Annotated in this window: 16 protein-coding genes and 1 pseudogene; 12 read left to right on the top strand and 5 right to left on the bottom strand. The window is 72.9% G+C overall.

Annotated features, from left to right (window positions below):
• Positions 1–97: 97 nt before the first annotated feature.
• A complete protein-coding gene (locus tag ABTW95_RS07905; protein WP_500225585.1) occupies positions 98–2740 on the top strand; it encodes a bifunctional acetate--CoA ligase family protein/GNAT family N-acetyltransferase in 2643 nt (880 codons plus the stop codon).
• Between the two features lie 96 nt (positions 2741–2836).
• On the opposite strand, the gene ABTW95_RS07900 is transcribed toward ABTW95_RS07905, so the two are convergent.
• Positions 2837–4210, bottom strand: coding sequence for a wax ester/triacylglycerol synthase family O-acyltransferase (locus tag ABTW95_RS07900; protein ID WP_500225584.1), 1374 nt, complete (start codon positions 4208–4210; stop codon positions 2837–2839).
• 161 nt (positions 4211–4371) lie between these two features.
• On the opposite strand from ABTW95_RS07900, the gene ABTW95_RS07895 reads away from it, so the two are divergent.
• Together ABTW95_RS07895 and ABTW95_RS07890 are read left to right on the top strand one after the other, a co-directional pair.
• Entirely contained in the window at positions 4372–4518 is a 147-nt protein-coding gene (locus ABTW95_RS07895; RefSeq protein ID WP_396451180.1) for a hypothetical protein, read from the top strand.
• A gap of 138 nt (positions 4519–4656) precedes the next feature.
• Positions 4657–6051, top strand: a complete 1395-nt coding sequence (locus ABTW95_RS07890; RefSeq protein WP_396451178.1) for an alanine/glycine:cation symporter family protein — start codon at positions 4657–4659, stop codon at positions 6049–6051.
• Positions 6052–6093: 42 nt separating this feature from the next.
• Here the strand turns inward: ABTW95_RS07890 and ABTW95_RS07885 are convergent, their stop codons facing one another.
• Positions 6094–7299, bottom strand: a complete 1206-nt coding sequence (locus tag ABTW95_RS07885) for a CaiB/BaiF CoA transferase family protein (protein WP_396451177.1) — start codon at positions 7297–7299, stop codon at positions 6094–6096.
• Positions 7296–8474, bottom strand: a complete 1179-nt coding sequence (locus ABTW95_RS07880) for an acyl-CoA dehydrogenase family protein (protein WP_500225580.1) — start codon at positions 8472–8474, stop codon at positions 7296–7298. The genes ABTW95_RS07885 and ABTW95_RS07880 overlap by 4 nt, the downstream gene beginning before the upstream one ends.
• A 98-nt stretch (positions 8475–8572) precedes the next feature.
• Between ABTW95_RS07880 and ABTW95_RS07875 the strand changes: the two genes are divergently transcribed.
• A complete protein-coding gene (locus tag ABTW95_RS07875; protein ID WP_500225578.1) occupies positions 8573–9457 on the top strand; it encodes a LysR substrate-binding domain-containing protein in 885 nt (294 codons plus the stop codon).
• A gap of 15 nt (positions 9458–9472) precedes the next feature.
• Here ABTW95_RS07875 and ABTW95_RS07870 read toward each other — a convergent pair whose 3' ends face one another.
• Positions 9473–11320 (bottom strand): sigma-54-dependent Fis family transcriptional regulator, encoded by a 1848-nt coding sequence (locus tag ABTW95_RS07870; RefSeq protein ID WP_500225576.1) that lies wholly within the window; start codon positions 11318–11320, stop codon positions 9473–9475.
• A gap of 204 nt (positions 11321–11524) precedes the next feature.
• On the opposite strand from ABTW95_RS07870, the gene ABTW95_RS07865 reads away from it, so the two are divergent.
• The 7 genes and pseudogenes from ABTW95_RS07865 to ABTW95_RS07835 all read left to right on the top strand — a co-directional run bounded on the left by ABTW95_RS07865 (position 11525) and on the right by ABTW95_RS07835 (position 18420).
• On the top strand, positions 11525–12463 hold the full coding sequence (locus ABTW95_RS07865; protein WP_500225574.1) for an alpha/beta hydrolase fold domain-containing protein: 939 nt from the start codon (positions 11525–11527) through the stop codon (positions 12461–12463).
• A pseudogene (locus ABTW95_RS07860) lies at positions 12445–12642 on the top strand (alcohol dehydrogenase catalytic domain-containing protein); the annotation flags it as partial. The gene ABTW95_RS07865 and the pseudogene ABTW95_RS07860, both read left to right, overlap by 19 nt.
• Before the next feature lie 108 nt (positions 12643–12750).
• Entirely contained in the window at positions 12751–13347 is a 597-nt protein-coding gene (locus tag ABTW95_RS07855) for a zinc-binding dehydrogenase (protein ID WP_500225675.1), read from the top strand.
• Between the two features lies 1 nt (position 13348).
• Positions 13349–14719 (top strand): NAD-dependent succinate-semialdehyde dehydrogenase, encoded by a 1371-nt coding sequence (locus ABTW95_RS07850; protein ID WP_500225572.1) that lies wholly within the window; start codon positions 13349–13351, stop codon positions 14717–14719.
• Between the two features lie 258 nt (positions 14720–14977).
• Entirely contained in the window at positions 14978–16459 is a 1482-nt protein-coding gene (locus ABTW95_RS07845; protein WP_500225570.1) for an APC family permease, read from the top strand.
• Positions 16460–16552: 93 nt separating this feature from the next.
• Positions 16553–18019 carry a flavin monoamine oxidase family protein gene (locus tag ABTW95_RS07840; RefSeq protein ID WP_500225673.1) on the top strand — a complete coding sequence of 489 codons (1467 nt, stop codon included), beginning with the start codon at positions 16553–16555 and terminating at the stop codon, positions 18017–18019.
• Positions 18016–18420 carry a RidA family protein gene (locus ABTW95_RS07835; RefSeq protein ID WP_396446164.1) on the top strand — a complete coding sequence of 135 codons (405 nt, stop codon included), beginning with the start codon at positions 18016–18018 and terminating at the stop codon, positions 18418–18420. The genes ABTW95_RS07840 and ABTW95_RS07835 overlap by 4 nt, the downstream gene beginning before the upstream one ends.
• A gap of 447 nt (positions 18421–18867) precedes the next feature.
• Here the strand turns inward: ABTW95_RS07835 and ABTW95_RS07830 are convergent, their stop codons facing one another.
• Positions 18868–19470, bottom strand: a complete 603-nt coding sequence (locus tag ABTW95_RS07830) for a TetR/AcrR family transcriptional regulator (protein ID WP_500225568.1) — start codon at positions 19468–19470, stop codon at positions 18868–18870.
• 125 nt (positions 19471–19595) lie between these two features.
• On the opposite strand from ABTW95_RS07830, the gene ABTW95_RS07825 reads away from it, so the two are divergent.
• Positions 19596–21716, top strand: a complete 2121-nt coding sequence (locus ABTW95_RS07825; RefSeq protein ID WP_500225567.1) for an MMPL family transporter — start codon at positions 19596–19598, stop codon at positions 21714–21716.
• Positions 21717–21775 lie beyond the last annotated feature (59 nt).

Here is a 21775-nt window from a genome sequence, read left to right as displayed (position 1 = left end):
CGCCGCGGCGCCGTCGCCCGCGGCAAGGGACCATGGTCCCGATCGGCGGTGACCTTGGGGCGCTGATTTGCGGCCCGTCCCGTCAGACGCTTGAGCCATGACAGAGGGGCTTTCCGGCGGGCGGGCGTTCGCGCTGCTGACCGACGGCACGCAGATCGAGATCAGGCGGATCGGGCCGGCGGACCTGGACGCGGTCCGCAAGCTCCACGAGGGGCTGTGCGAGGAGAGCCTCTACCTGCGGTTCTTCGGGCTCAACCGGGCCATGGCGGGCGAGGTTGCCGCACGGGTCTGCCGGGCGGACGGCGACGACCACGCGGCGCTCGGCGCCTGGCTGCACGGCGACCTGGTCGGCGTCGCGGAGTACGAGCCGACCGGGGTGCCGGGGGAGGCCGAGATCGCGATGGCGGTCGCCGACCGGATGCACCACCGCGGCGTCGGGACCCTGCTGCTGGAGCACCTCGGGTCGCTGGCCCGCGCGAACGGGGTGGTGGCCTTCCGGGCGGACACGCTGCCGGAGAACAGCGCGATGCTGCGCGTGTTCGCCGACGCCGGGCTGCCGGCCCGGCAGCGGACCTCGCGCGGCGTGGTGGAGCTGACGATCCCGCTGGTCTGCGACGACGGGTACCTGGACGCGGTGGCGGAGCGGGAGCGGCGGGCGGACGTGGCGAGCCTGGAACCGCTGCTGCGGCCCCGGAGCGTCGTGGTCATCGGGGCGTCCCGCGAACGCGGGACGGTCGGCGCCGAACTGCTGCGCAACATCGTCGCGGGCGGCTTCAAGGGCGCCGTGTACGCGGTGAACCCGCACTGCGCGGGCGGCGACCTGCACGGCGTGCCGTGCGTGGCGACGCTCGCCGACCTGCCCGAGGCGGCCGACCTCGCGGTGGTCACCGTGCCCGCTCCGTCGGTGCCGGGCGTGGCCGCGGCGTGCGGGCGGTTCGGGATCTCCGCGCTGGTGGTGGTCAGCGCGGGGCTGTCGGCCGACCAGGGGCGCGGCCTGCTGGCCGCCTGCCGGGAGCACGGCATGCGGCTGGTCGGCCCGAACTGCCTGGGCATCGCCAACACCGGGCACCGGCTGGACGCGACGTTCGCCGCCCGCCCGCCCGCGTTCGGCGGCGCGGGCGTGGCGGTCCAGTCGGGCGGCGTCGGGATCGCCCTGATCGAGGAGCTGTCCCGGCTCGGCGTCGGCGTCTCGACGTTCGCCTCGGTCGGCGACAAGTACGACGTCAGCGTCAACGACCTGCTCATGTGGTGGGAGTCGGACGACACGACCCGGCTCGGCGTCCTGCACGTGGAGTCGTTCGGCAACCCCCGCAAGTTCGCCCGGACGGCGCGCCGGGTCGCCGCGAAGATGCCGCTGCTCACCGTCCTGGCCGGGCGGTCGGCGCCCGGCACGCGGGCGGCGGCCTCGCACACCGCCGCCGCCGCGACCCCCGAGCTGACCCGCCGGGCCCTGTTCGAGCAGGCCGGCATCGTCGCCGTCGACGACCTCGGCGAGCTGGTCGACGCCGCCGCGCTGCTCGCGACGCAGCCGCTGCCGGCCGGGCCGCGGGTGGCGGTGGTGTCCAACGCGGGCGGCGCCGGGGTGCTGGCCGCCGACGCGTGCGCCGACGCCGGGCTGGCCGTCCCCGTCCTGGACGGCGCCACCCGGCGCGTCCTCGCCCGCGTCCTGCCGTCCTGCGCGGCGGTCGGCAACCCCGTCGACACCACCGCCGCGGTCTCCGCCGGCGCGTTCCGCGAGGCCATCGAACTGGCCGCCGCGGACGGCGCGGTGGACGCCGTCCTGGCGCTGGTCGCGCCGACCGCCCTCGGCGACCTGCGCGGCGCGCTGCGCAACTGCCGCAAGCCGATGGCGGCGGTGGTGCTCGGGCAGGCCGAGACGGTCATGATCAACGATGACGCGGTCCCGTGCTACGCCTATCCGGAGAACGCGGCCCGCGCCCTCGCCCGCGCCTGGAGGTACGCGCACGGGCGGGAGGTCCCGCAGGAGCCGCCGGCGGCACTGCCCGGCCTGCTCCCGGACGACGCCGCCGCCGTCATCGGCGGTTTCCTGGCCGGCGAGCCGGACGGCGGCTGGCTGCCGCCCGCCGAGACGTACCGCCTGCTGGAGTCCTACGGGCTGCCGGTGGCCCCCTGGCGCTGGGCCCGGACCGAGGACGAGGCCGCCGCGGCGGCACGCGACCTGGGCGGGGCGGTGGCGCTGAAGGCGCACGTCCCGGCGGTCGTGCACAAGACGGCGGCGGGCGCGCTGGAACTCGGCCTGGACGGGGAGGACGCCGTCCGCGCCGCGTACCGCCGGCTGTCGGAGCGGTTCGGCGACGACATGGAGGGCATGCTCGTCCAGGCCATGGCCGACCCGGGCGTCGAAGTGCTGTGCGGCGCCGTCCAGGAGGAGGTGTTCGGGGCGGTGGTGGTCTTCGGGGCCGGGGGCGTCGACGCCGACGCGCTGGCCGACCGCGCCGCGCGGCTGGCGCCGCTCACCCCCCGCGACGCCGCCGAGCTGATCCGCGCCCCCCGGCTGTCGGCCCTGCTGCTCGGCCACTCGGCCCGCCCGGCCGGCGACACCGAGCGGCTGCGGGACGTGCTGCTGCGGTTGTCGCGGCTGGCGGCCGACCATCCGGAGATCAGCGAACTGGACCTCAACCCCACGATCGTCCGGCCGGACGGGGTCGTGGCCGTCGACGCCCGCGTCCGCCTCGTCCCCCGCCGCACGTGGGACCCCTACCTGCGGCGGCTCCGCTGAGCGCCGCGGCCGCCGCGCGACTCGCGGGCGAAGGGGTTCGCGGGCGCAGGGGTTCGCGTGCGCAGGGTCCGCCGGCCGGGGGTCAGGTAGCCGGGGTCAGGTGGCCGGGGCGGCCTGCGCCGCCTCCTTGAGCAGCTCGTCGATGCCCTCGCGGATGCCCGCGCACAGGGTCTCCAGGTCGGGCACGGCGTCGCGGTCCGCGGTGAGCCCGAACGACAGGGCGCCGTCGTAGGAGACGACGCCGACGGCGACCCGGAGGCCGGCGGCGATCGGGATGTAGGGGTCGATCTCCAGCATCCGCCGGCCCATCGCGTACAGCGGGAAGGCCGGGCCGGGGACGTTGGTGACGATCGTGTGGATCACCGGCTGGCGCAGCCGCAGCGCCGCGCGGGCGGCCGCGGCCAGCAGCGCCGGGGCGCCGCCGAAGAGCTTGACGAAGGCGTCGAGGCCGGCGGCCTGGCCGCGGCTCTTCAGCCCGTCCATCTGCTCCCTGACGAGGTGCAGGCGCCGCAGCGGGTCGGCCTCCCCGCACGGCAGGTCCACCGGCACCGCCGACACCCGGTTCGAGGGGACGCCGCGCTCGTCCGCCGACCGGACCGACACCGGCACCATCGCGCGGACGATCGACTCCTCGGCGAGCAGGCCCCGCGCCTCCAGCAGGTCGCGGAAACCGCGGGCGGCCGCCGCCAGGGCGACGTCGTTGACCGATCCGCCGAACGTGCGCCGGATCCGGTCGACCTCGTCCATCGCGGCGCAGGTCCGGGTCCAGCGGCGGCTCGGGCCGGTCGGCCCGTTGAGCGCCGGCGTTCCGGACCCCATGAGCCGCGTCGCGTAGCCGGGCACGGCGCTCGCGACGGCGAACGCGTCGCGCAGGGCGGGCAGGAACAGCCGCCCGGCCTGCTGCCTGAAGCCCGTCAACCCGGCCGCGACGCCGTCGCGCAGGACGGCCGCGGCGGACGGTTCCGGCTCGGGCGTCCACACCCGCGGCTCCGCGGGCGTCCAGTCCGGGGCGGTGTCCAGGAGCACCGCCAGCAGGTCGATGCCGGCCAGCCCGTCCACCATGCAGTGGTGCACCTTGCAGATCAGCGCCCAGCGGCCGTCCGCCAGCCCGTCGACCAGCCACACCTGCCACGGCGACCGGGTGAGGTCGAGCGGCGGGGCCAGCAGGCGGCCGGCCAGCTCGTGCAGCTCCTCCGGGCCGCCGGGCTCGGGCGCGGTGGTGCGCAGGACGTGGTCCCCGATCGAGAAGCGCTGGTCGTCCACCCACACCGGGTGGGCGAGGTTGAACGGGACGGTCCGGACGCGCTGCAGGCAGCGCGGCGCGAGGCGGAGCCGGGCGAACACGTACCGGACGAACTCCGGGTATTCGGGCGCCGGGCCGTCGAAGACGGTCACCGTTCCGATCTGCAACGGGCTCGTGCGGTTCTCGGCGAAGAACATCCCGGCGTCGAGCGCGTTCATCCGTTCCATGTGCACCGCCCTATGAGGTCTCACTCCGAGCCAACCCCGGGGCGTGGCGGCGTCCCATCCGGCATTCGTCCCCGCGCAAGGGGCCGAAGGTCCCTGCCGGAGGCGCCGGGCCGCGGCGAACACTGGGAGCGGAGCGCAACGAAGCGGAAGAGGTGGTCGCGATGCCGGGATCCTCGGTCCTGTTCGGGATGGCGATGATCGTCATCGTCGTGGCCGGTGTCGGGTTCCTGCTCGGGCTCTTCTACCTGGGCGACCGCGGCACCGGGCGCTACGACGACTCCGACGGCAGGTACCGGCGCAGGTACTGACCGCGCGGCCGGCGCGTCCGCAGAACCCGCTCACCCGACCCCGGCAAGAGATAGATCTTCACAGGGACGCGTTCAGAGGTTACGGTCCAGGGAGTTCCCACAGCCCCTGATCCTCCGCCTCTCGCTCCCGGTGGTCGCATGAAGTCGCTTGAGAACTTCCTGTCCGATGTCAGTGCCTTCGTCTGGGGACCTTGGCTGCTGATCCCGCTGCTGCTGCTGACCGGCCTGTACCTGACGATCCTGCTGCGCGGCCTGCAGTTCCGGCACTTCCGGCTGGCCTTCTGGCTGGCGTTCTTCAAACGCAAGGAAGACGACGACGTCGCCGGCGACATCGCGCACTACCAGGCGCTGACGACGGCGCTGGCCGCCACCGTGGGCGTCGGCAACATCGCGGGCGTGGCCACCGCCATCGCGCTCGGCGGTCCGGGCGCGGTGTTCTGGATGTGGTTCACCGGCCTGGTCGGGATGGCCACCAAGTACAGCGAGGCATTCCTGGGCGTGCGGTTCCGGCGCGTCGACGCCGCCGGCGAGCAGAGCGGCGGACCCATGCATTACCTCCGCCGCGGCATCGAGGGGCGCCTCGGCTGGTTCCTCGGCGGGTTCTTCGCGATCGCCGGCGGCATCGCGGCGTTCGGGATCGGGAACATGGTGCAGGCCAACACCGTCGCCGAGAACGTCGAGTCCGAGTGGGGCCTCGCGGCCTGGGCGACCGGGCTGATCGTGACCCTGCTGGCCGCCGCCGTCATCCTGGGCGGCATCAAGAGCATCGGCCGGATCACCAGCGCCTTCGTCCCGGTGATGATCGTGTTCTACATCGTGGGCGCCGCCGCCGTCCTGGCGTACCGGATCGAGGACCTGCCGGGCGCGATCGGGCTCATCTTCACCGACGCGTTCTCGGGCACGTCGGCCACCGGCGGCTTCGTCGGCGCCGGGGTCGCCGCCGCCGTCCGGTACGGCGTCGCGCGGGGCATCTTCTCCAACGAGTCCGGGCTGGGCACCGGCGGCATCGCCGCCGCCGCGGCCAAGACCACGCACCCCGTCCGGCAGGCGCTGGTGTCGATGACGCAGACCTTCATCGACACCCTGGTGGTGGTGAGCTTCACCGCGCTGACGATCGTGGTGACCGGCGTGTGGAAGACCGGCGGCAAGGAGGACGCGGCCACCTTCACCGCGCGCGCGTTCGACGACGGCCTGCCCGGCGACTGGGGCAGCGTCATCGTCACCCTCGGCGTCCTCTTCTTCGCCTTCTCCACCCTGCTCGGCTGGTCCTACTACGGCGAGCGCTGCATGGAGTACCTGTTCGGCAGGCGGGCCGTCCTGCCCTACCGGATCGTCTTCATCGTGGCGATCTACGTCGGCTCGGTCTCGACGCTCACCGCGGTGTGGACCTTCTCGGACGTGATGAACGGGCTGATGGCGCTGCCCAACCTCATCGGCCTGGTGATCCTCGGCCCGCTGGTCTGGCGGGAGACCCGCGCCTACTTCCAGGACCGCCCCAAGGAGGACGAACCCGCGACCGAGGTCAAGGCCTGACGACGGGACGGCCGGGTACGCGGCGAGGGCGCCGGCGGCCGGTCAGGCCGGGGCGGGCGCGTCATGCTGAGCGGCCACGCCGAGGTCGAGCGCCCGGTCGGCCGCCGCCTCGGTGAGTCCCGCTTCGAGCAGGAGCGCCCGGGTGTGCTGGCCGAGCGCGGGGACGTCCCCCATCCGGGCCTCGAAGTCGTCGAACGTCGCCGGGGGGAGCAGCGCGTCGACGCGTGCGAACTCCGTCCCGATGGGGCGCCAGCGCCGCCGCGCCGTGAGCTGCGGGTGCCCGACGACGTCGGCGAGCTGCTTGACCTGGGCGGCGGGGACCCCGGCGGCGGCCAGCCGCGCATCGAGCTCGGCGGTCGTCCACCGGCCGGTCCGCCGGGCGACCTCCGCGTCGCATTCGGCGCGGTGGCGCACCCGCCGGACGTTGGTGGCGAAGCGCTCGTCGTGCGCCAGCTCGGGGGCGTCGAGGACCTTGGTGACGAGGTCGCGCCAGCCGCGGTCGCTCTGCACGCCGATGAGCATCTGGCCGTCGAGCGTCGGGTACGCGTCGTACGGGGCGATGGCGGTGTGGCCGAGCCCCATGCGCGGCGGCTGCCGCCCGGTGTGGAGCTGGGTGTAGACCGCGTGCCCCATCCATTCGACGGTCGCCTCGAGCATCGAGATCTCGATGGTGGCGCCCCCGCCCGTTCTGGCGCGTCGCAGGAGGGCCGCGAGCACGGACTGGGCGGTGTACATGCCGGCGGCGATGTCGGCGGTGGGGATGCCGGTCTTGACGGGCTCGTCGGGGGTGCCGGTGATCGAGATCAGGCCGGCCTCGGCCTGGATGAGCATGTCGTACGCCTTGCGCTCGGCCATCGGGCCGCCGCTCCCGTAGCCGGACAGGTCGGCGACGACCAGGCCGGGGTTCTCCGCGCGCAGCCGGTCGGCGCCGAGACCGAGGCGCGCGGCGGCCCCCGGGGCGAGGTTCTGGACGAAGACGTCGGCCCGGCCGATGAGCCGCCGGACGACGTCGGCCCCCGCCGGGGACTTCAGGTCGACGGCCAGCGACTCCTTCCCGCGGTTGAGCCAGACGAAGTGGGCGCCCGTGCCCTCGACGGCGTTGTCGTAGCCGCGGGCGAGGTCGCCGCCGTCGACCCGTTCGACCTTGATGACCCGCGCTCCGAGGTCGGCCAGGTTCCGCGTGGCGAGCGGCGCCGCGACCGCCTGCTCCAGCGCGACCACCGTGAAGCCGTCGAGGGGCGGCGTCACCGGCCCTCCGCCCGCGCGGCCCTCACCAGCGCCCCGCCGATGATCAACCGCTGGATCTCGCTCGTCCCCTCGTACAGGCGCAGCAGGCGGACGTCGCGGTAGAGCCGCTCGACCGCGACCTCGCGCATGTAGCCCGCGCCTCCGTGCACCTGCACCGCGAGGTCGGCCGCGCGCCCGGCCATCTCGGTGCAGAAGAGCTTCGCGACGCTGGGGCCGACGCGCCGGTCGTCGCCGGTCACGTAGCGGCGTGCGGCATCGCGGACCAGCGCGCGGCCGGCGTCGAGGCCGGCCCTCTGGTCGGCCAGCATCGCCTGCACCAGCTGGAAGTCCCCGATCACCGAGTCGCCCTGCGTCGCGGTCGCGGCGTAGGCGACCGACTCGTCGAGGGCGCGCTGGGCGCAGCCGACGGCGAGCGCGGCGATGTGGACCCGGCCGCGCGCCAGCGACGTCATGGCCGCCCGGTAGCCGTCCTCGCCGTCCCCGCCGACGAGCGCCTCCGGGCCGACCCGGACGCCGCGGAAGAAGACCTCGGCGGTGCTGGACCCCTCCTGGCCCATCTTGGCGTCCTTGGCGCCGACCTCGACGCCCGGGACGCCGGCGGGGACCAGGAGCACCGCGATGCCGGAGCCCTTCTCGGGCGCGGGCCGCAGGCGCGCGAAGACCACGAAGAGGTCGGCGTCCGGGGCGTTGGTGATGAACTGCTTGGCCCCGTCGATCACCCAGCCGTCGCCGTCCGCGGCGGCCGTGGTGCGCAGCCTGGCCGGGTTCGACCCGGCGCCCGGTTCGGTCAGGGCGAAGGACGCCACGACCCTCCCGGCGGCCATGTCCGGCAGCCACCGCTCCTTCTGCTCCCGGGTGCCGAAGGCGACCAGCACCTGTCCCGCGATGCCGTTGTTGGTGCCGAACATGGAGCGCACGGCGAGCGAGGTGTACCCGAACTGCATGGCGAGCTCGACGTCCTGGACGAGGTCCAGGCCGAGCCCGCCCCACTCCTGGGGGATCGCGTAGCCGAACAGGCCCATGCCGGCGATCTGCGCCCGCAGGTCGCCGGGGATCGCGTCGGACTCCATGATCTCGCGCTCCCGGGGGACGACCCGGGTTCGCACGAACTCGGAGACCTGTTTGAGGACGTCAGCGAAGACGTCATCAGGGACGTCGGGGTTGCCGGTGTACATGGGGCCACTCTGGGCCACCAGATTTCATTCAGTCCAATACAAAGTCGATCCGTCAGTGATACTGATGCAACATATATCCTGGTCGTACGGGAGATGACATGGACATCGGACAGCTGCGGTCCTTCCTCGTCGTGGCCGAGGAACTGCACTTCGGGCGAGCGGCCGAGCGGCTGCACATCGCACAGCCGCCGTTGAGCCGGACCATCAAGCAGCTCGAGCGCGAGCTCGGCACCACGTTGTTCGACCGCAACACCCGGCGGGTGGAGCTCACGGCGAGCGGCCGGGCCCTGCTGGCGCCCGCGGCGGAGGTCCTCGACGCGACGCGGCGCGCCGAGGCCGCGGTGAGATCCGCGGCCAGGGGGGAGAGCGGAGTCGTGCGGATCGCGTTCGCCGGAGTGTCGACCCACCGCCTGGTGGCGCGCCTGGCCCGCGCCGTACGGTCGCAGCGCCCCGGGATCCGGCTGGAGCTCACCAGCCAGCAGTTCGCCCAGCCGGCGATGAAGAAGCTGCAGCAGGGCGACACCGACCTGGCGCTCGGACGCTGGGACGTCGTGCCGGCGGACGTGCAGGCCGAAGTGGTGATGAAGGACTCCCTCGTGCTCGCGCTGCCCGCCGCCCACCCCCTCGCCCGCAGGGAAACCGTGGCCGTGGCCGACCTTGCGGGGGAGCAGTTCGTCTCGCTGTCGCCGCTGGAGGGCTCGGTGCTGACGGAACGGCTCCGCCGGCTGGCCGAGGAGAGCGGGTTCTACCCCGAGATCGCGCAGATCGCGCCGGACACGCAGACGGCCCTGGCGCTGGTGAGCGCGGAAGTGGGGTGCCACCTCACCCTGGCGTCCGTGGCCGCGAACGCCGGCGATCCGCACCTGGCCTTCGTCCCGATCGCGGACGAGGCGCCGGACGTGCACCTGCGCATGGCGTGGCGGCGCAGCGAGACCGATCCCGCGCTGCACGCCGTCCGCCGCCGGCTGGCCGCGCTGGAGTGACCGGCGGCCGCCGGATCATCCCCCGCCGTGCCGGGCGGGCGGCGGCAGCAGGGCGTCCTCCTCGATGCCCAGCGCACGCAGCTTGCGGTACAGGGTGGTGCGGCCGATCCCGAGGAGGGCGGCGGTCCGGGACCGGTTGCCGCCGGTCTGGCGCAGCGCCGCGACGATCTCGGCCCGCTCGGCCGCCTCGATCCGGGTCAGGGCGCGCCGGTTCGCCGCGTCCCACATGCGCTCGGGCAGGTGGTAGGGGCTCACGGACCGGCCCGGGTGCTCCCGGGCGAGGTCCTCGATCAGGTACCTGAGTTCCGCGACGTTGCCCGGCCAGTCCCACCTCAGCAGCACCTGCATGGTGGCCGCGGACAGCACCGGGCGGCGGGCGGGCTCGATCCGCTCCAGGAGCGCCTCCACCAGCACCGGGATCTCCCGGCCCCGGCTCGCCAGCGGGGGCAGCTCGGCGCCGGTCACGACCTGCGAGAGCGCGCCCGAAGCAGCTTCGGAGCACCGCCGCGGGTCGGCGGTGATCACCAGCCGCGCCCGCGGCCCGCCGCGCGGGAGGTCCGCGCCGGCGGCGGAGGGGGCGCCGCGGGCGTCCGACACCCGCTCGCCGAGCGCCTTCACGGCGTTGACCTGGCTCACCGGGAGGTCTTCGAGGCGACGCAGGACCACCGCGCCCCCGGCGTCCAGGACGGCCCGCGCCTCCCGCCGCCACGACGGGCGATCCCCGAGGTCGCCGGCGTCCAGCACCAGCGGCTCGGGATGGCCGGCCGAGCGGAGCCACGCGAGGGCGACGTGCAGCTTGCCCGAGCCGCTCGGTCCGAGGACGGACAGCGGCGCGGTGCCCCGCCCGGCCGCGCGCTGCAGCTGGGCGACGAACGGGCCGTGGGACGGCGGGGCGGCGGCCCCGCGCCGGGCCGCGCCGGGGCGCCGCCGGTCCAGGATCTCCACGGCGAAGGCGGGCTCGCCGCCGAGGTCGTCGAGATCATCGAGCCGGTGGGCCAGGACTCGCGCCTGCAGGGCCTGGAGGTCCAGGTCCAGGACGCGCGGCCCGCGGGACCAGTCCTGGGAGAGCAGCGACTCCCACAGGTGCGCGTGGCTCTCGACGTTCAGGAACGACAGGCCGGTGACGTTGGTCATCACGGTGTCGCTGTTGAGCACGATCACCGGGCCCTTGTCCCTGTGCCGCCGGTAGCTGCGCCCGAGGGCGGCCTCGCGCCGTCCGGCGCTCGCGCTCAGGTTGTCGACGATCTGCCGGACGCCCTCGCGGGCGACCGCCAGCATCATCGTCTCCGCCGCGTCCGCCGGCGCGGCCAGGGACAGCGAGCCCACCATCCGCCCCGTGACCGGATGCCGGATGCCCGTACCCGCGCAGGCGAGGCCCTCCAGAGCCTCGTTGAAGTGCTTCGGCCCCCGCACGAAGACCGGGCCCGCCTCCTGCATGGCGGTGCCGAGCCCGTTCGTGCCGATGCTCTCCTCCGAGAAGTCGAACCCCTCGGCGGCGCAGGCGTTGTCGAACCTCGCCCGCTCGCTGCGCCCGGCCACCCGGCGGGCGACGATCTGGCCCGTGCGGTCGGCCAGGAAGATCGCGGTGTTCATGCCCTGCAGCATCGTCTCGAGCCGGTCGAGCACAGGCCGCGCGGCGCGGATCAGCCGGCTGTCGGCGTCGAACTCGTTGACGTAGTGGAAGGAGCCCGCCTTCCGGGCGGCGCCGGCGCTGATCGAGCGGCGCCAGCTCCGGTCGATCTCGCGGGGCAGCCGCGTCCGCGCCGGCCGCTCGCCGCTCCTCCTGAGCCCGAGTGAGATGAGGGTCTCCTTGGCGGAGCGGATCTCGTCCGCTCCCATGGGACCGCGGCGCGAGAGGGTCATCGCAGTCTCCCGGTGCTTCGACTGGCACTCCAGTATGTAACGAATGTCACACGACTGCGACGGTTAGGACACCCACCATTTAGACCATTCGGGCCTGGACCGATACCGCAGCGGTATCAATCGCGCGTGAGTCGCCGTGCGCCGCCGGCCTTCCTCCCGTCCGGAGGCCCGGGAGCGGCGGTGTTCCGAAACGGAACACATCGAATGCGAACCGCGAACCTAGCGTGTCGCCCATCACCCCAGCTCCGGAGGAGCGCGACCCTGCCCGCCGCCGGAGCCGCCCGACACGATCCGGGCTCGCCCAAGGAGTGCACGATGAACGTTCCGTCGCCTGCCGTCCCGCACGACCCGCTCAAGGACCTGTACACCGACTGGTCCCAGATCCTCGCCGGGACGTCCGACCTGACGATGCGGCTGTTCCGCAGCATCTTCGACGAGTGGCACCAGCCCACCAGGGAACCCGAGGACGTGACCTACGCCGAGGAGACGGTCGGCGGCGTGCCCGGCATCTGGTGCCGCCCCCTCGGCGCCGACTCCTCGAAGGTCCTCCTCTACACCCACGGCGGCGGGTTCGCCGTCGGGTCGGCCTCCAGCCACCGCAAGCTCGCGGGCCACGTGGCGAAGGCCCTGGGCGTCACCGCCTTCGTCCTGGACTACCGGCGGGCGCCCGAGCACCCGCACCCCGCCGGCCTGGAGGACGCCGTGTCGGCCTTCCTCGCCCTCACCGACAAGGGCGTCGCGCCGGCGGACATCACCACGATCGGCGACTCGGCCGGCGGCAACCTGGCCGTGGCGGCGGCCCTGGCCCTGAAGGAGCGCGGCAAGCCGCTGCCCGGCGGCGTGATCGCGTTCTCGCCGTGGCTCGACATGGAGAACGCCGGCAAGACCCTGCAGACCAACGACGCCACGGACGCGCTGATCACCGTGCCGCTGCTCGAGGGCATGATCTCCGGCGTCCTCGGCGACCGGACGAGCCCCAAGGCTCCGCTCGCCAACCCGCTCTACGCCGACTACGCGGGCTTCCCGCGCCTCTACGTGAACGCCGGCGGGGACGAGTCCCTGCCCGCTCCGGGGTCTGCCACACCGACACCCATCTCCGGGCCGGCTACTACGACCTCGGACGGCGCGGGAAGCTGCGGCTGACCGACCGGGGCATTCCCTATCCGCTCACCATGGGCCACGAGGTCGTCGGCGTCGTCGAGGCCGCAGGGCCGGACGCCGGAGGCGTGGAGACCGGCGGCACCCGGCTGGTCTATCCGTGGATCGGGTGCGGTGAGTGCGGTGCCTGCCTCGCCGGGCGCGAGAACGCGTGCCCCCGGGGGCGCAACCTCGGGGTCGCGCGGCCGGGCGGCTACGCCGACCACATCCTGGTACCGCACCCCCGGTACCTGCTCGACATCGGCGACCTCGACCCCAGCTGGGCCGCCATCATGGCGTGCTCGGGCCTCACCGCGTACGGCGCCGTCTCCAAGGTCCTGCCGCTCCCGCCCGACGCCCCCGTCGTGGTCACCGGCGCGGGAGGCGTCGGGCTGACGGCGGTCGCCACGCTCCGCGCGCTCGGCCATCGCGCGGTCTGCGCCGTGGACAGGGTGGAGGCGAACCTGGCGGTGGCCCGCGACCTGGGCGCCTCGATGACGGTGGCCGCCACGGGCGACGACCTGGCCGGTGCCGTGCTCGCCGCGACCGGAGGGCCCGTGGCGGCCGTCATCGACTTCGTCAACAACGAGCTGACGGCGCCGGCGGGCTTTGACGTGCTCGCCAAGGGCGGGACCATGGTCCAGGTCGGGCTCTTCGGCGGCGAGCTCACGATCCCGACGGCCCTGCTGGCGCTGAAGATGGTCACGGTCCAGGGCAGCTTCGTCGGGACGCTGCCGGAGCTCGGCGAGGTGCTGGACCTGGCGAAGCGGGGTGCCGTCCCGCGGATCCCGGTCATCGACGGGGAGCTCAGCCTCAAGGGCGTCACCGACTCCCTCGACCGGCTCGCAGCAGGCGGAGTGGCCGGCCGCATCGTTCTGAAAGGCGAATGAAATGGCCGGATACGCGACCGTCGACCCCACCACCGGGGTACTGGTCAAGGAGTTCGACACGATGTCCGACGCCGAGGCGGAGCGCTCAGTGGAGAGAGCCCACACGGCGTTCGGGACATGGCGGCGGACCGGTGTCGCCGACCGGGCGGCGCTCCTGCAGCGCATCGCCGACGGCCACCGCGAGCACTCCGACGAGCTCGCAGCCCTGATGACCCTGGAGATGGGCAAGCCCGTCGCCCAAGCCAGGGGAGAGGTGGCGCTCGCGGCGTCCATCTACGAGTACTACGCCGTCAACGGGCCGGCCCTCCTCGCCGACGAGGAACTCGACGTCGCCGGCCCGGGCAGGGCGGTGGTCCGCACCGAGCCCATCGGCGCGCTGCTCGGCATCATGCCGTGGAACTACCCCTACTACCAGGTGGCCCGCTTCGTCGCCCCGAACCTCCTGCTGGGCAACACGATCCTGCTCAAGCACGCGGGGAACTGCCCGCAGGAGGCACTGCGCATCGCGGACCTCATCACGGGGGCGGGGTGCCCCGACGGCGTCTACCAGAACGTCTTCGCCTCCAACGACCAGATCGCCCGGATGATCGCGCACCCCTTCCTCCAGGGGGTGTCCCTGACCGGCTCCGAACGCGCCGGCCGGGCGGTGGGCGGCGTCGCCGGCGCCAACCTCAAGAAGAGCGTCCTGGAGCTGGGCGGCTCCGACGCGTTCATCGTCCTCGCCGACGCCGACGTCGATCTCGCCGCCCGCGACGCCGCGACCGGGCGCTTCGCCAACGCGGGGCAGGCGTGCACCTCCTCCAAGCGGCTCATCGTCGAGGACGCGGTCTGGGACGACTTCCTCGGAGCGTTCCTGGCCCGCGCGCAGGAGTGGGCGGCCGGCGACCCCCGCGAAGAGACGACCAAGCTCGGGCCGATGTCGTCCCTGGCCGCACGGGCCGACCTCGTCGCGCAGGTGGAGGACGCCGTGGCCAAGGGAGCCGCGGTCCACCTCGGCGGGGTCGTCCCCGACGGGCCGGGAGCCTTCTACCCGGCCACGGTCCTGTCCGGTGTCGACACCACCATGCGCGCTTACCACGAGGAGCTCTTCGGCCCCGTCGCGGTCATCTACCGCGCGGCCTCGGCCGAGGACGCGGTACGCATCGCCAACGACTCGCCCTACGGCCTCGGCGGTGCGGTGTTCGGCCGCGACGAGGCCCGGGCCGCTCATGTTGCGGACCAGCTCGACGTCGGCATGGTCGGCATCAACACGACCATCAAGAGCGCGCCCGAGCTTCCCTTCGGTGGCGTGAAGAACTCCGGGATCGGCCGGGAACTCGGCAGGTTCGGGCTCGACGAGTTCGCGAACAAGAAACTGGTGCGAACGCGATAGCAAGGCACGGTCGCACTGACACGGTGAATTCACCGAGTTCTGTGAAATAGGGCCTGAGGGCAGCGCTATCCCGTAGGCGGTGGAATTCCACGGGCCAACGGGATACCGCTGCTGCATGCTGCGGTGACCATTGCCGGCGTGCCGCCTTAACTGTTTTCCGTCGCGCAACAATCGCGTCCCTTTTGGTATTGGACGTGAATCAACGGTCCGTTCAATGATATCCGGAACGAACCGGGAAACTTCGAGCGGAGGCGGAAAATGGAGCACTCACCAGCGCCCGGCGAGTTGGTGGATCAAAGAGCGGGAGCCGGACCGGACAGTTCCGGGCGCCATGCCCTGAAGCGCAGCCTCGGCACCGGCGCGATCATCTTCATGGTCCTCGCGGCCGCCGCGCCCCTGACCGCGACGACGGGGGTCCTTCCCCTGTCCATTCTGTTCTCGGAGAACTCGGCGGCGCCGCTCTACTTCCTCGTGGCGGTAGCCGTTCTCGGACTGTTCAGCGTGGCATACACCGCCATGAGCAAGACCGTGCAGAACGCCGGCGCGTTCTACTCCTACATCGAGGCCGGGCTCGGCCGGACGGTGGGCAACGCCGCGGCGATGCTCGCGCTCGGCGCCTACGCCTTGACCGTGCTCGCCCTGACCACGTACGCGGGCCCCTTCGCGAGCCAACTGGCCGCCAGCTTCACACCGTGGGACGACTCCCCGTGGTGGCTCTGGTCGATCCTCTGCTGGGCCGTGCTCATGTTCCTCGGGTATCGCGAGATCGAGCTCAGCTCGAAGGTCCTGGCCGTCCTGCTGGCGCTGGAGGCGGTGGTCATCCTCATCCTCTCCATGGCCATCCTGGTGCAGGGCGGCGCGGACGGCGTCAGCCTGAGCCCGCTGTCGCCGAAGCAGGCGTTCACCGACGGATCGCCGGCGACCGGGATCATGTGGGCCGCGCTCTGCTTCATCGGTTTCGAAGCCACCGCCGTCTTCCGGCAGGAGGCCCGCGACCCGGAGCGGACGATCCCTCGGGCCACCTACCTCGCGATCCTCCTCATCGGAACCCTTTACGCCTTCACCGCGTGGAGCATCGTGCTCGGCGCCGGCGCCGACGACGTCGTGGGAACGATCGGCTCCGACCCCAGCGGGGTGGTGTTCGGCCTGGCGAACGGGTACGTGGGCACGTGGTTCGCGGACGTGATCAACGTGCTCCTGCTGGGCAGCATCTTCGCTTGCGCCCTGTCGTTCCACAACGTGGTGAACCGCTACCAGATGACGATGAGCCGCGCGGGGGTGCTCCCGCAGCGCGTCGGCCGGATCCACCACAGGTACCGGGTGCCCTCGACCGCGTCCGCGGTGCTGTCCGGCCTCGTGTTCGTCGCGCTGGCGGTCGTCGCCGTCATCGGCCTGGACCCCGCCACCCAGGTGTTCGCGCCCCTCGTGGGGATCCTCGGCTTCGCCGTGATCAGCCTCATGAGCCTGGCCTCGCTGTCGGCGGTCTTCTACCTGCGGCGGCAGCGGTCCCGCGCGTCGGCGTTCACGACCACGGTCGCGCCCATCGGTGCCCTGATCGCGCTGATCTGGGTGCTGAGCCTGTCGTTCTCGAACATCGAGATCATCACGGGGTCGGCGACCGGCTCGGCCATCGTGATCAGCCTGATGATCGCATTCCCGGTGATCGGGGCGATCACCTCCTGGGTCGTGCGCCCCGGCGGGGGTTCATCGCCGGCGCCGGAAAAGGCGCCGGCGGACTAGCCGGCCGCCGGCGAGCCGGACGGGCCTCGTGTTCCAAAACGGGACACCCGGCGGCGCGGCAAAGGTCACAAGGTAGGTAGCCACAGCGTTCGCCTGCTCGGCTCGGAAAAAGAGCCGGATGGGCCGGTTCATGCAATCACCCGTCATCAAGGAGTGCTCATGAAAAGCCCAACTGACGCCGATGTCATCGTGATCGGGGCCGGGCCTTCCGGCTCCTATGCGGCGAAGCTGCTGAATGACCAGGGCGTCAAGGTCAAACTCGTCGAGGCCAAGGACCGGGTCGGCGGCCGGACGTGGTCGAGCAAGACCGACGCCCCCGGCGGGGCGATCGACTACGGAGGCCAGTGGATCGGCGAGACGCACGTTCTCCTGCCGGAACTCGGCGCCGAACTCGGCCTCGAAACGGTCTCGTCCGTCAAACCGGGCAACGACCTCTTCGTCTTCAACGGGGATGTGGTCGTCGGTGAGGAGGACCAGCCGCCTTCCGGTGCCGGCTGGGCCGAGGAACTGGCCAAGTCCTTCAAGCTGCTGGACGACGCCGGCGCTCGCCTGGGCTGGGCGGCGCCCTGGGCGTCAGAGCACGTCGCCGAGCTGGACGGCATGACGGTCGCGCAGTGGCTGGACCAGAACGTGCACAGCACTGAGGCGCGCCTGATCCACGAGGTCATGGTCAACATCCTGAACGGCGCGAACACGACCGAGGTGTCGATGGCCTACTGGGCCTACTTCGTCCACCAGGGGGAAGGCATCGAGTCGCTCATCGGGACCCGCAGCGGCGCCCAGGTCGCCTGGTTCGTCGGCGGGATGGGGCAGGTGACCGAGCTGATCGCGGAGCGGCTCGGCGACGACGTCCACCTGAACTGGCCGGTGACCAGGATCGAGCAGGGCCGTTCGGGCGTCGCCGTCTACTCGGGCGACCGCAGGCTGACGGCGAAGTACGCCATCCTCGCGACCCCGCCCAGCGCGGGTTCCCGTGTGGTCTTCGATCCGCCCCTGCCCGCCAAGCGCGCCCAGCTGCAGGCGAGAGCCCCGATGGGGCGGCTCTCGAAGTACCAGGTCCGCTACGACGAGCCGTTCTGGCAGGAGCGCGGGCACTCGGGAGCGGTCTTCGAGTGCGGGGACCTCGCGTTCTGGGTGTTCGACGGGAGCAAGCCCAGCGACTCGCTGGCGACGATCGTGGGGTTCATCGGCGGCAGGCATCTCGACGTCTGGCACTCCTACTCGCCCGAGGAGCGCGAGAAGCGGTTCATCGAGATCCTGGTGAACAAACTTCGGGGAGAAGGCGCGGGACGTCCGCTGGGTGCACGAGACCGACTGGACCCTCCAGCCCTGGACCGGCGGGGCGCCGGTCACCTTCATGCCCACGGGGCTGCTGAGCAGCGCGGGCTCGGCCCTGCGCGAGCCCGCCGGGCGCATCCACTTCGCCGGCACCGAGGCGGCGCCGATGTGGTCCGGCTACATCGAGGGCGCGCTGCGCGCGGGCAAGATCGCGGCGACCGACGTGCTGGGCCGCCTGGCGTGAGATGCGGACCCGGCGACGGCAGGAGGAGGAGACGATGACCCGGTCACGTGACCGCGGGCGGCCCATCGTGCCCGCGTCGATGCAGGAGAACTACACCGAATACCACTACTCGCCCGGCTTCGACGCGGGCGGGTTCCTGTTCATCTCCGGGCAGATCGGGCTCGACGAGAACGGAGAGGCTCCGGAGGACCCCGCCGAGCAGGCGAGGAACGCGTTCAACGCAATGGGGGAGGTCCTGGCGGAGGCCGGTCTCGGCTTCGGCGACATCGTCAGCCTGACCAGTCACCATGTCGGTGACGTCGAGTCCATGCTCGACTGGTTCCCGAAGGTGAAGGACGACTTCATCGGTGAGCCGTACCCCGCGTGGACCGCGCTCGGAGTGACCGGGCTGGCGATTCCGGGACTCGTGGTCGAGATCGCCGCCATCGCCCGACGCTGAGACCGCACGTGGTGCCGGGCGGGCCGGGCGTGGGCCCGGGCCGCCCGGCCCTCAGCGGGCCAGGCCGTGTCGCAGTGCGTCGGCCGCGGCGCTCATCCCGGACAGGGAGCATTCACGAGCCCCCACAACTCGGCTGGGGCAGGCCCCCGGGCCGCAGGCGGGTGCTGGGGAGTCGCCTGCGACCCGGTCCCCTTCCAGGCCCCTGCCTTGGCCGGCCGCGGCGAACGGATCCGAGGGAGCGTCGACTCCAGAGGACCCCTTTGCCGCGAGCAGGGAGGGATATCGAAGTTAACGCCGGAAGTCAGGAGTGTATAGCGTTTAGAGCATTACAGCGCTTCACAACTTTAGTCAGAACAATAAGGTGATTTATCGCCGTCCGAATCGACGCCCGGCAGTGAGGCCGCACCGCTCAGGGCTCGGCCGGCCCCCTGCGCGGCGGACGCGGGATCAGGCCGGGGCCAGGCCGTGGAACGTCAGGTCCAGCAGCAGGGACAGGTGGTCGGTCGCGCTCTCCGCGCGGTGCTCGGCCCAGTCGCGCATCGCGGCCTCGAAGGTGCGGGCGATCTGTGCGGTGATGAGGGCCGGCGGGACGTCGGTCCGGACGGCGCCCGCCGCGCCGCCCCGCTCGACCAGCTGTTCCACCTGCTCCATGACGGGCGGGCGGGCGCCCTCGCCCAGCAGTGCGGCGTGCCGGATCGGGAGCGTGTAGACGAACCTCGCCAGCTGCTCGTCGGAGACCATCCGGGCGGCCGCGGCGGTGAGGAGCTCGCGAACGCGCGGCAGCGCCTCGGTGTCCGGCCCGGGCGGGGTGGGCAGGGGGTCGTCCTGGACGAGCCGGTCGAACAGTTCGGCCAGGATCTCCTCGCGTTCGGCGAAGTGCTTGTAGAAGGTCGCCCGGGAGACCCCGGCCTCCTTGGCGATGTCCTCCACCCGGACGCCGATGTAGCCGTGCTCGCTGAAGAGCCGCAGCGCGGTGTCGAGCAGCTGGGCGCGGACGCGCCGTCGTCCGTCCTGACGGGGCCGGCGGAAGCCGGGCGACCGTACCGTCATCTGCTCCTCCGGGTCGGGATGCGCGTCCGGCTATGAATCTACGCCACACCGCGGGGTGGAACACGTGTCTACACTTCTGTGTAACATGCGTTTAAACATGTGTCTTCTCCGTAGGAGGTGGTGGCGTGCTCTCCGCTCTCGGCCGTTTCTCGGCCAGGCACCGGTGGTGGGTGCTGGCCGCGTGGGCTCTGCTGGTCGTCGGCGCGATGGCGGGCGTTCGCGCCGCGGGGGAGTCGTTCAGCAACGACCTCACCCTGGCCGGGACCGACTCGCAGTCCGCCTACGACACACTCCGGGCGCGCTACCCCGACATGGCCGGGGACGGCATGCAGGTCGTGGTCCACAGCGAGCGCGGCGCGATCTCGCCCGACGTCCAGGGGAAGGTGCAGGCGGCGGTGTCCGACGTCCGCGCCCAGCCGGACGTGGCGTCGGCCCAGTCGCCGTTCGGGCCGGCCCGGCACATGGTGTCCGCGGACGGCCGGACCGCGATCGCGAGCGTCCAGTTCACAGAGCGCGCCAAGGACATCCCCCGGGAGTCGGTGCAGAAGGCGCAGGCGGCGTTCGACCCCGTGCGCGGGCCGGGCGTCGAGGTCGCCTTCGGCGGTCCGGCGGTGCAGGCCGAGACGGGGCCGTCCGGGCAGGAGGTCTACGGCCTGGTCGCGGCGGTCCTGGTGCTGCTGCTCGCGTTCGGGTCGCTCGCGGCGATGCTGGTCCCCATCGTCACCGCACTGGCCGGCGTGGGCGCCGGGCTGTCGCTGATCACGATGCTGTCCGGCGTGCTGACCATCGGGACGTCCGGGCCGGTGGTCGCGGCCATGATCGGCTTGGGGGTGGGGATCGACTACGCCCTGCTGGTCGTCACCCGGCATCGCGAGGAGATGGCGCGCGGCCTCGCCCCGGCGGACGCGATCGCCGCCGCGATGGGCACGGCGGGGCGTTCGGTGCTGGTCGCCGGCACCACCGTGATCGTCGCCATCCTCAGCCTGTACTCGATCGGCGTCCCGTTCGTCGCGGCGCTCGGGCTGGCCAGCGCGATCACGGTCGCGCTCACGCTGCTCGCCTCGGTGACGCTGCTGCCCGCGCTGCTGGGGGCGTTCGGCCGCAACCTGGACCGGCTGCGCATCGGCCGCCGCAGGCCGCCGCACGGCGCCGCGAGCGGCTCGGCCCGCGCGGTGGTCCGGTTCCGGTGGGCCGCGATCGTGTTCGCCGTCGGCGCGTTCGTGCTGCTGGGGCTGCCGCTCGGGTCGCTGCGGCTCGGCACCGCCGACGGCGGTTCGCAGCCGCCCGGCTCCACGCAGCGGCAGGCGTACGAGATGGTCGACGCGGCCTTCGGGCCCGGCTGGACGGGGCCGCTGCTCGTCACCGTCGACTACGGGCGACACGGCCGCGCACCGCAGCGGGCGATGGCCGTGCGGGACGCCATCGCGCAGACCGGCGGCGTGCGGGACGTGCTCCCGCCGCGGCCCGACCCGCAGGGCCGCACGGCGGTGCTGACGGTGATCCCGGAGGGGGCGCCCGACTCGGCCGCCACCGAGGACCTGGTGCACACGCTGCGCTCGGACGTCCTGCCGGACGCGGCGCCCGGCGCCGAGGCGCACATCGGCGGGGCCACCGCGACCGGCATCGACCTGGCCGACCGGCTCGGCGCCAGGATGGGCTGGTTCGTGCTGCTCGTCGCCGGCCTGGCGTTCCTGCTGCTCCTGGCCGAGTTCAGATCGCTCGCCGTGCCCGTCATCGCGGTGCTGATGAACCTGCTCGCCGCGGGCGCCGCCTACGGGCCCGTGGTCGCGGTGTTCCAGTGGGGCTGGTGGCCGGCGGGGCTGATCGGCGCGCAGCCCGGCCCGGTGGAGTCGTTCGCCCCGGTCATGCTGTTCGCGGTGCTGTTCGGCCTTTCCACCGACTACGCGGTCTTCCTGCTCGGCCGGATCCACGAGGAGTTCCGCCGGGACGGGGATGCCAGGCGCGCGGTGATCGAAGGGGTGGCGTCCACCTCACGGGTCATCCTCGCGGCGGCCTCGGTGATGGTGGTCGTCTTCACCTCGTTCGTCTTCAACGACCAGCGGGTCGTCAACCTCTTCGGCTTCGGGCTGGCGACCGCTATCGCTCTGTATGCGGTGCTGGCGATGCTCGTGCTCGTCCCTGCGGTGCTGGCCGTCCTCGGCCGGGCGGCCTGGTGGCGGCCGGGACGGCCCGCGCGGCGCGTGCGCGCCGGTTCCAGCGGACCCGAAGCGCAGGAGGTGCGATGACGCCGCGACCCGCCGCGCGTCCTTTCCAAGGCGCTGGTCGTGCACGCCAGAGGCCGGTC

Origin of the sequence: Spirillospora sp. NPDC127506, from assembly GCF_040302145.1 — a bacterium.
Lineage (GTDB): Bacteria > Actinomycetota > Actinomycetes > Streptosporangiales > Streptosporangiaceae > Spirillospora.
This window is presented reverse-complemented; position numbering and strand designations above follow the sequence as displayed.